11 protein-coding genes and 1 pseudogene are annotated in these 10,520 nt (G+C 37.9%); all 12 read right to left on the bottom strand.

Going from position 1 to position 10,520, the window contains the following annotated elements:
- Window positions 1-72: 72 nt before the first annotated feature.
- A pseudogene (locus ABD010_RS10255) lies at window positions 73-396 on the bottom strand (helix-turn-helix domain-containing protein); the annotation flags it as partial.
- A gap of 86 nt (window positions 397-482) precedes the next feature.
- The gene (locus ABD010_RS10250; RefSeq protein ID WP_343812678.1) at window positions 483-1,064 is read right to left on the bottom strand and encodes a DUF6431 domain-containing protein; all 582 of its coding nucleotides are present in this window, start codon (window positions 1,062-1,064) and stop codon (window positions 483-485) included.
- A 450-nt stretch (window positions 1,065-1,514) separates the two neighbouring features.
- Window positions 1,515-2,945: a serine hydrolase domain-containing protein gene (locus ABD010_RS10245; RefSeq protein WP_343812676.1), complete on the bottom strand. Its 1,431-nt coding sequence runs from the start codon at window positions 2,943-2,945 to the stop codon at window positions 1,515-1,517.
- A 524-nt stretch (window positions 2,946-3,469) separates the two neighbouring features.
- A complete protein-coding gene (locus tag ABD010_RS10240) occupies window positions 3,470-4,039 on the bottom strand; it encodes a biotin transporter BioY (RefSeq protein WP_343812674.1) in 570 nt (189 codons plus the stop codon).
- An 897-nt stretch (window positions 4,040-4,936) separates the two neighbouring features.
- On the bottom strand, window positions 4,937-5,686 hold the full coding sequence (locus ABD010_RS10235; RefSeq protein WP_343812672.1) for a hypothetical protein: 750 nt from the start codon (window positions 5,684-5,686) through the stop codon (window positions 4,937-4,939).
- Window positions 5,687-6,159: 473 nt separating this feature from the next.
- Window positions 6,160-6,393: a hypothetical protein gene (locus ABD010_RS10230; protein WP_343812670.1), complete on the bottom strand. Its 234-nt coding sequence runs from the start codon at window positions 6,391-6,393 to the stop codon at window positions 6,160-6,162.
- A gap of 105 nt (window positions 6,394-6,498) precedes the next feature.
- On the bottom strand, window positions 6,499-6,897 hold the full coding sequence (locus ABD010_RS10225) for a DUF6157 family protein (RefSeq protein WP_343812668.1): 399 nt from the start codon (window positions 6,895-6,897) through the stop codon (window positions 6,499-6,501).
- A gap of 33 nt (window positions 6,898-6,930) precedes the next feature.
- A complete protein-coding gene (locus ABD010_RS10220; RefSeq protein ID WP_343812666.1) occupies window positions 6,931-7,254 on the bottom strand; it encodes a putative quinol monooxygenase in 324 nt (107 codons plus the stop codon).
- 334 nt (window positions 7,255-7,588) lie between these two features.
- A complete protein-coding gene (locus ABD010_RS10215; protein WP_343812664.1) occupies window positions 7,589-8,257 on the bottom strand; it encodes an NAD(P)-dependent oxidoreductase in 669 nt (222 codons plus the stop codon).
- An 84-nt stretch (window positions 8,258-8,341) separates the two neighbouring features.
- The gene (locus ABD010_RS10210) at window positions 8,342-9,157 is read right to left on the bottom strand and encodes an NAD(P)-dependent oxidoreductase (RefSeq protein WP_343812662.1); all 816 of its coding nucleotides are present in this window, start codon (window positions 9,155-9,157) and stop codon (window positions 8,342-8,344) included.
- Between the two features lie 55 nt (window positions 9,158-9,212).
- On the bottom strand, window positions 9,213-9,611 hold the full coding sequence (locus tag ABD010_RS10205; RefSeq protein ID WP_343812660.1) for a MerR family transcriptional regulator: 399 nt from the start codon (window positions 9,609-9,611) through the stop codon (window positions 9,213-9,215).
- Window positions 9,612-9,762: 151 nt separating this feature from the next.
- Window positions 9,763-10,128, bottom strand: coding sequence for a hypothetical protein (locus ABD010_RS10200; RefSeq protein ID WP_343812658.1), 366 nt, complete (start codon window positions 10,126-10,128; stop codon window positions 9,763-9,765).
- Window positions 10,129-10,520: the final 392 nt, after the last annotated feature.

Below are 10,520 nucleotides of genomic sequence, written 5' to 3'. Positions count from 1 at the left end.
CCTAGTTTAATTATATTATACTAAACTAGGAAATCTCTCTATTTGGGTTGTCCGATTTTTATTCTAGCATCATTCGTAGAACACGCTGACCGGCATGTGGAGAAATTCTTTCCGTATTTCCAAAATATGATCCTTATCATCCGGAGATAATCTCCTGGAATTCCCACGATCTGAACGCCTCTTTGGTTTCAGTGCATCAAACCCATTTCTTCGATAATGAAGAAGCCATTCTTGCATCGTTTTAGCTGCAACCTTTCGTTCCCCATAATATGGAACCTGATGCGTTTTCCCCTCCAGTTCTTGAAAATATTCCTTCGGCTCCATATGCCCATTTAACAGTGGGGCAATCAATCCATAGCGAAATAAAGCAATTTCCTCCCGTGTTTTTTCATTCATGGAATTTTCCTCCTTTTAATAGAAGGACAACCGGTTATCCATTGCTTTCATTCTACTTTTTTCGGCAAAAGATTCATAGGCAAAATTTATGTGGGACTGTCATAATTTTTTTCGCGTCTCAAATATGGTAGAATTAATTTGCCCATAAAATATGATGATAAGTGACCCCAGCTCCTTCGATAGAAGGGGGATACGCCAATATCGTGGATCATTTTCATATATTTTTGGGCCTCTTTTTTCATATCCTTTGATAACCCAAGCTGGTGCCCCACGTCCACAAAAAAACTATGCGTCCAATGAATGGTCTCACAAAAACGCTTCACGTGTTGGGCCAACTGTTGACGGTAACCATTCACTTTGTTCTCCTCCAGGAATTGACGCACTCGATCGACAATGGTGTACAAAGTATGCTGGTAATAGGGTATAAGAAAACTTGGAAGAAAAGAGATATTTACCTTGCAGACTAAGCACCGAATCCGACAAATTGGAATATGAAATGCTTCACCTTTCTCATTGATCCCATACCTCCAATAGTAACCATTTCTATGTAAGTTCCCCTGAGCGACACAGTTACATTCAAGACACCGTTCCAATACCGGAAATTCATTTTCTGTTCCATTGTCAGCGTAATCTTCAAGCCCTATTTTAAAATCATGAATAGATTGCATAAAAAAACTCCCCCTCACAATATGCAAAAAACTTAGCACATTGATTCAGGAAAGTACAGGAATCACACTGGAGGATTGTGAACAAAATAGGCTTGTTTTGGCTGGAATTAAGTGATGCTTTACACCATTCTTTTTGTTTCTTGTTGCTAAATTAAGAGGGGGCAAGACGGATTGAAAATAAAAAATATTCGGGGAGCCTATTATCATTATTTAGACTTAAGAATATTTATTTCCCACCTGATACGGTCATGAATTACTTAAATAATGAAGATATTTCCTTTAAACAATTACCAACCAAAACATATCCTTGCAAAAAATAGACCCAGTTCCATAAGAGCTGAGTTAAATAGATTATATTTAAACCTAGTTCAACCTACCAGCCCGTATATGCTATATAGCGCTATTCTTTATTAGTGAATAGCGCCGTTTAATAGAAGAGAAGATCGCTTTTTAATTTTCTTTCTCCACCTTTGGAATTTGTCTGAATGCAAATTCAACTCGATGTATGTTTTTGTTCTCATCACTCACAAAACGAATGGTAGTATCCTGTTCCCTCATGGTAAATAAAAACTGGTCATTACCAATTGGTTTAAGCACTGCATCAGGCAATCCGGCGGTTGCTAAATGGAGGGTTCCATCTTCTACATAAAATTCATTTTTCATACCGTCACCTGATATGAACGTTCCCTCAAATTCCTTTAAACTTTCAAGTGCTAAATTAACAACCTCAACATTTAAGTGTGATTCATCGATAGGTTTTCTCAAGTAACCGGCAAACGCACCAAAAAGCAGTTTTGAAGACGGGGATCCTGCTAAGTTTGCAAGCGATATTCCCGTCAGTCCGAGTTCGGGAAGAATATTCATCTGGGCCGTTACCCCTTTAATGTCCCCACCATGCTGAATGAGCTTATATCCAAAGAAATCTGGAGTGATCATTAAACCGTAACCGTAGTAAGTATCATGTGCACATTGGATGTACGGTGTTGTCATGGACGCCACACTTTCAGGCAATAGGATTCGTACATGACCAACTTCTCCGTCATTTCGAATCATATTTGCGAATTTGAGCATATCATTAACTGTCGATTTTATGAAGCCTGCTGCACGCATTGCAGGCGCATCCCAAGGATTATTAGATCTAAATATAATGTCTTCACTATCTTTCTTTTGCATGTCATATAAGATGGCTATATTTTCATATCCCTTCAAGTCTTCATAGTGAAAAACACTATGCTGCATACCGGCAGGCTCTAAAATATTTTCTTGCACATATTGTTCATACGGTATACCGCTGATGCGTTCGATTATGGCACCTAAAAGGGCATAGGCGTCATTTGAATAACTGAATTCGGTTCCTGGTTCCCCAAGCGGTGTGAATTCTGCTTTTGCAATGGCATCCATTAACTCCAAATGTGTATCAATCGCCTGAATCGCATCCAATGGATTCTCTTGCTGTTGGTCTTCTTCCAATTTTGGATCCTTTTCCATACTTTTTTTCATTGCGCCCATTAAAGTTGCTAATGGGGGAAGGCCTGATGAGTGTGTCAAAAAATGATGGATCGTCATTTGTTTGGATTGCTCTTCATTCGGCGTCTCAAATTCCGGTAAATATTTAATGACAAGGTCATCTACATTCAGCTTCCCCTTTTCTTGTAACTGAAGAATAGCAACAGCTGTTATGGCCTTCGTTATTGAGCCAATTCCAAAAACGGTATCTGGTGATAAGGAGAGCTTTGATTCAATGTCACGAAACCCAAACCCTTTCTCATAACACAACTCACCATCTTTGGATAACCCAATTGCAAAACCCGGTACTTTGTATTTTTTCAAAATCTCATCACAATATCGTTCAAAATCACGAATCCCTGTTCCTTGTTTCATAAAGTAAACCCTTCTCTCTTTTTATTGCTTTTGGGTGCATTTTAAACATTTTAAGTTGCTTCTGCATCGTTTTTAAGAATGGGGCTTTCTACTACCTCAGACCGATATTTTGGTGAAGATTGTCGTCATTATTTATTTCGTCAAATGACCCGGTAAAGGAATACAATTATTAAGCAACCGCGCCCTATAATTTCGCACCCAATTAATGAAGATCCATGTCATTGATATTATAGCAATAATGTTTTCCTAAGTTTTTAGGATTTCAACATATTAATATCTTAATGAATCTAACTGATTTGATTTTTCTTCTTATAAAAATAAAAACAATTATATAAACTCGATAAAGCTACCACCAACCATAACCATTTTAAAGCATGATCATAGTTGAAAGAAATAATACAAGTGCTTATTAGTAGAAGAGCTGCAACCACTGAAATTATAAATCTCATATTATCAGTCACTCCTTTACCCCTTACAATCTTTCCTGAAATAGTCTACATTACACCCACAACAGGCCACGTATACTATGCAACATTTTTGGAAGACAAAATGCTAAGCTTTGCTTTAATTAAACGATTTCTTACTGTCATACCTATCCAGCTTGCAAGAAATGCTTTAATTAATCCCACGATTATGAATGGATAAACACCAAGTGCTAGCGCCTTATTCCATTCTAAGTCGACCACAAATTTAAGCTGAATGGTACCAAATATTAAAATAATAACCATACCAACAGTATTTGCAACCATAGCCATCGGGACAGTGAATTTGGACTTTTCTAAAATAAGCCCTATGCAGTAGGCTGCCACAATAAAGCCGACTATGTATCCTCCTGTTGGTCCTACCAGAACCTGAAGTCCTCCACTGAACCCCGCAAACACCGGGAGACCCACCGCCCCAATTGCTGCATAACAAACCATCGCGACTGCTCCCTTTCGACTTCCTAGAATAGTAGCAGTAATTCCGACTGCCAGGGTTTGTCCGCTTATCGGAACAAGGGGAAGCGGAATTTCAATTTGTGCCAAAATAGCGGTTAAGGCAGCAAAAATTGCACAGTGTAAAATAAATCTAAGTTTTCTGCTTTGATATTCCAATTGTATCAACTCCTCGACAATTTTAAATAAGTGATCCTGTCTGTTGATTATAAACATAATTCACATTTATGTAAACTTGATTTTTAAATGGTTAACAATAAAACAACAATGTTTAATCAAAAGTTCCAGAGATATTCATATATATGGTAAATAAAAAATCCATTTTGAAAAGATCAAAATAGTTTCTTCAGCCCTTTTGCCAATAGAATATTTTCTACTCATGTTGTTCCTGAAGAACGCCCTGTTATGAACAATCACTATTTTACAACATTAGCAATAGCAAACCTGCATTCTGTTACCGTCGAGATCATAAATATCGAAAAATATATTCGAACCCTCTTTAACAATTTCGGTTACCTTTACTCCTTTTCCGGATAAATCCTTATGTTACTTCCTCAATATTCGTTGTATAAAAGATTGGATATGACAAGTTTATTCTTTCTTGAGGTAGCATACAATTTTTAATCCTCAACCATCTGGCCTTTATATGTAAGAATGGCGCTTTTATTCAAGATAAGCGCACTCGTATATTATTATTAACCGGATTTTTTCTGGTGTTAATCCTATATACCTGTCATACAAGGTATATAGGATATAAATCAGAGAGAGGATGCCGTTATGCGCTCTTCGGAACAATCTTGATTTGCATCGTATCCATTACAGAAACTGCATACTTCATGTTTAATCCCCCAAAATCCCTAAATATTTTACTCCGTTAAACGGCCCTTATTATGCGATATAGCGCTACTTCTTATTAGGGAATAGCGCCCGTTAATGGAATTGTCCTTTCCGCTATTGGCTGGTATAATAGAAGGGTCTATTCAGATATAGTTGTTGCTACATCAAAGATGTATTGTTTCCCTAAACCTTTGATTCCTAAGCTGCAAAAAAAACAATTTAATCAACCGCCCAAATTTCATACCAATAACCGTCCATCAGTTTTTCTGTTTCAAAGGAATATTGATCCCATATGCTTGCTTTTTTATTTGTTTCTTCCGTTGTTAATAATGTGGATTCCCCTGGACCCAATGTATGTATATCTGTAGTGACGGTCTCCATTATTTCATCCTCTTCATTATAAGCCTTAATTTTTGCTTTAAGTTTATGTGTGTCATCTGTACTATTTTTTATATAGAATGTGTTATAAAAGTCTTTATCATGACAATTTTTGGGAATCATACAATCGTCGGTTTGAACTGCCCAAACCATAGAAAAGTCGTCTTCATTGTCTTGTAATTCTTTGATAGCCTCACCTTTATAAATAGTATATGTGATTTTCTTTCCTGTCGGCATAAGCCATACAAAAAATAATAGTCCTATAACTGTGCCGTACAGGATAATCATCCACATTTTTTTATTCCTAATATCTACAATTAAAGTTATCACTGTTAGAATCCCAAAGATAAGAAAAATACCAAGAAGCATATATTTTATATTATAAAAAGCTGGAAATATAGGTATTCCGTGTTCATTATACATGTATACATGAACTATTAATGCGAGTAAACTTAATATGACATATACAAGAATAGGTTTTTTCTTATCTATTTTGTCAATAATACCGTTATTTTGTTTTATTCCCTGGTTTACAAACATACCGATAGGAATAGATCCAATAATCAATACGATTAATACATACCAACTCATACTTTTTTTACACTCCCCAAAACATCTGTTTACTAATTGTTATGATTCCTCAATTTTTATCTTCCTATAGTTTAATTTCCTTCATAAGGCCATTTCCCTTTTCGCAAAACAATATAATTTTTCTAAAGTGTTTATCCCGATTGAGAGCCTTATATATGGAGTGGATGCACTTATTTCGGAATGACGCCCGTATGTTGAAATATCTTTTTTAATAACCACATTTTATTTTTAGGCGTTGCACTTCAGCTACTTGTAATTATTTTTCTGGTATCCTTTTTGTCCTTTTTTAGCTTTCAATTTCCTGAAATGATGTCTGAAACGTTTATACCATGAACCGGTGTTAGAATCAGTTTGTGGTTAATAATTCCCAAAGTAATTTCTGCAGTACGCTTTTACAAATATGTTTCACTTTTCATTAACTGTCAGAAGAAAGGACGCCTTTATTCCAGATAGGCGCCCTATTGCTTAATACCTTATTTGGTTATTAAAGCTATAAGGAAGGGAATTACCAAAGCTATTCCAAAACAAATTATAGCTGCTAATTTTGATTGTTTGGTGACACGTTCATCCTCACCCTTATGTAAGTTTTCAATAAAAGTAAGAGTAAAATAAAAAGAGAAGATAATTAATAATACTGAAATAATAACATGCCAGCCCGCTGTTTCTACATTAAACAATATTCTTTCCCCTTCTATGAAAAATTTCATGCAACAATCTGCTATTCAGAAGGACACACTTATTCAATTAGCGCGCCCAATTCTGGAACAATCATTTTCTACTATTAGCTGGTATTGGTGAATAAAGAAACATTCCTATTTTTTAGATTTCATGGCTTTAAACCTTTTGATATCATTCCGTTCTTGGAGGTCTCGATATCTTTTGGATTCCACTGGAACTAACTCTGCCTTCCCGTCGGAATCAAAATATATGCCCCAACCAAGTCGCTTCGAAAGCGCCGAAGCCCGCATGCAAGCACGACTTTTTTCTAAGAAATGCACCAATTCCTCGTCACGATTCACTTCTGGAATTTCTTTGTGTTTCATATGAACCTTAAATTGCAATTCATCCTGCGTATAATAACCCGGTTTCTCTTTGAGTAACTCATACTCAATTTCAGCTATTGTTTGCTTTTTTCGATTTGATTCAGGAATCTTACTCCTGCGAACAGGAGAATCATCGGCAATTAATATAAAGGTATCATAGTAATTCATTGGCTCACGTCCCTACCAATATCGAGTCCAACTCTAATTTTTTGAAACATCTGAAATACCCTTTCCGCCTATGGGTAACGATGTATTAATTTTTTCCACTCCCTCAATTATTGGTTTGGCTTTTTGGATTAATGTCTGAGACGCTTCCATCGACAAGGAAGCTCGATGAGCGTTCTCATTACTCCAAACCTCGTAAACATAAATGGAGTCAGTATTGTCATCATCTAAACTAACGACATACAACTCACAATCATCTAATTTCTCCATCGACTTCGATGCCTCCAACAGCATTTCTGCCAAAACATCCCTTTCCCCTTCAACAGCAGTAAACTTGTTATACAACCCGAATTTATTCAATGCTATTCCTCTATTTTAAAAATGTGCAATATAAGGTGATTCCATTTAACCTCTATAAATCCTTCTTTTACTCCACAAACTGGCACGAGAAATCAATACGTTATTCCACGAACACTCCCGTTTGAGAAAGACTTGATTTCAAGATAATACAATTACAATTCCCATCGTTATACTATTACATTTAAAAATAAGAAAAAAAAGGGGGGGCTTCTACCCCATTTGGGGGTATCTGCATGATATGTGTAAAATATTCAGTTAAGGATGGATATTCCATCCTTAACTGAAGGTTGTCCGTATAAGAATTCTATTTAACGGTTCAGGGTTGACCCCACTTTCAATTACTTGATTCCTGACCTACAATGAAGTGTACCCCTGTCCATTGCTCCCTTATTGCATCACAGGCTGCTGTCGCAAAATCCTCATAGCTGATACAACTGTTTAAAAAGTCACTTTCATCATACGACGGATCCCATTCATGATAATACCCAGTACGAGGGCCTGTGGGGTCATAAACCGGCGGTGGCATAAGGTAAGCCCATGAGCCTTGCGGGATATCCTCCAGATAGTCACGCAATTTGGCTTGCGCTACGCCCCTTGGTAAAGAGCGTTTAGGAAATAAAGGATCCTGCCATAATTGCTTACCATTATGCATATGAAAGGTTCCAGCTCCCCCCACAGTAATAATCAAACGCCCCCTCATATTTCCAACCGTTTCACGAATTCGTTTGTCCAGTTCAACCAATGCTGTTGGGGGCGTCTCACCTGGAATCCGAATGGTATTCACTATTATATCAGCCCCGGATGTTGCCTTACGAAGACTGTCCATGTTTTCTATATCTACAACCGTCGTTTGAAAAGATCGTTTGGTCTCGGGAAGCCTGGGCATATCGTCCGAATTTCGCAGTGCGGCAGTTACCTGAATGTTGTCGTGATAAGCTAACAATTGCCTGAGAATGCGGGTGCCTGTTCGCCCGGTTGCCCCTAAAAGTAGCAAACGCGTCATCGATCATCAACTCCTCAAAATCATTGCGTTTTATTTCCGCTCTTCTCCCTTTAACAATAAAAGCATGTGAAGTTTGACCAGACTTTACTTCAAATCATTACTTAAGAGGTCATGCAAAAAGTTTGAAAGTGGTGTAGGAGATTCTACCTGTTGTGCAGTCTTTTTCAGAAGATCAACATCCTTTAGCGGTATCTCACTATCGCCGAAAGGTTCGGCTTTCTCGGCAATCATCTTGCCATAATTTTGATAAATAGGTGCTGGAAATAACGTTTGGGTAAGCATGTTCACTACAGCTTGAGGATCAACACCGTTCTGCTCTGCCATTGATAATGCTTCTCTCATGGAGTATCCAGCTGAAACAATTAGGAAATTCCCAACCAACTTAACAATCGTTGCCGCACCGACTTCTTCCCCAAAATCGAAAAGACCTTGTCCTCCCATTGCTTTTAATATCGGTTGGATTCGTTCTTTGGCTTGCTGCGAACCTGTATAAGGAATCCAAAGTTTTTGGGTAACCGCTGCTTCTGGCCTTCCAAAAATGGGGGCTTCAACATATGTGCTGCCATGTTGTTCGTGCATGGCGACGAGTTTTTTTGCTGTTTCTGGCAACACCGTACCCATTGCAATATGAATACCGTTCGGGCCCAGATTTTCTAAAAATCCCGAATCTGAAATAACACTTTCCAGAGCCGCACCATCCCACAATAGGGTCACAACAATTCCCCCAGTTGTAACAGCGTCAGCAGGCTGTGTCACTTGTTGCGCTCCCTTCGTAACTAACGGTTTTGCTTTGCTTGCAGTCCGGTTATACACCCGAAGACCATAACCTGCATCCTGAAGATTGGTCGCCACGGGGAGTCCTAAATTGCCAAGTCCAATAAATCCTATTGTTTCACTCATTTGAAGCACTCCTCCTAAATAACATTACGTTAACGCTATGTTATGAGTAAAAAAACTAGTAATGTTCCCCTTTTTCCTCTAACCAGCGCTCAAAGCGCTCGATATGAGACTGTAATTCCGAACGAAATTGCTGGTATCCCGTGATTTTCTGATTTACTTCATCGAGATGTTGACGCAGAATGCTGAGCACTTTCTGTTTTGCTTGTACAATGTCACTTGGTTCAACGAAGTATAGGTCGATTACATCACGTATTTCATCTAAGCTAAGTCCGAGTTTCTTTAACTGATCAATTTTCCGAAGACGGGCAACGGTCTCCTCTGTATAATAGTGCTGTCCCTGACCTGTACGTTCACCCTCAGGAATCAGTCCAAGATTCTCATAATAGCGGACGGTTCGAGGAGTTACTCCCGCTCGTTCCGTTAATTCACCTATGCGCATACGGTTATTCATCATTTATCCCCCAAACATTACGTTAACGTCACTTTTATGGTACCGAGTGTATGAAACACTGTCAAGGCCTGAGTTTGCTATTCAACAAAATGGCTCGAGCAATAAACACTGTTATTCCGCGAATGCGCTCCGATAACGGAAGACTCGACTACCCCTAACTTAACCAAAAAGATTTAGCTTGTTCATGGGTTATTCTTAACTCAGAAACAATAAAATCTTGAATTAGCCGTTCTCCCGATCCTTTCCATTTTTCGAATAAATCTAATAGACCATCTATATTTCCTTCTAAATAATTTTCAGCTAAATAAGTAATTAGCCAAGTTGCGCGCCAATAGTCATACAATGCACCAGTAAATCCACCTTCATCAGACTGTCCAAAAAAGTTTAAAGTATATGTTCCGAAAAAGTTTTGAAACTCTTCAATTAATTTTTCTTCAACCTTTGTTATTCCCCTCAATTGGTCATTTGACATTAACACTTTTCTTGGTAAATAAAAACATAGCCCTTCTTCAAACCACATGTTTTCTGAATCAAGTCCTTCAAAGTTGTTTAATATATTGAGATGATGAGTCCATTCATGGGCTGCAATTATCGCTACATCTTTTAACTGAATGAGTATTGCGGACAGAATGAGCCACTAGTGCGGAGTTTTGAGCCACCGTTTGCGGATAATAGAGCCAGTGAATGCGGAAGAAAGAGCCACTGATTATTGAAGGAGAAAAATATACAGCCATTGAAATAGTTTTGTTCTATTCCAATGGCTGCTGATCTTACCTAAAACGTTTATCTTCTAATTGCTCATCAATAATCTTAATTGCCCAACGAACGAGTTCATCATGATCCAAATCCTCTTCTTCAGACCATATACAGGTGGGTAATAGCCTGTCTTCAATTTGAAACATCACTTCATCA

The organism is Virgibacillus siamensis, from assembly GCF_039522605.1.
In the GTDB taxonomy this organism is placed as follows: domain Bacteria; phylum Bacillota; class Bacilli; order Bacillales; family Amphibacillaceae; genus Lentibacillus; species Lentibacillus siamensis.
This window is presented reverse-complemented; position numbering and strand designations above follow the sequence as displayed.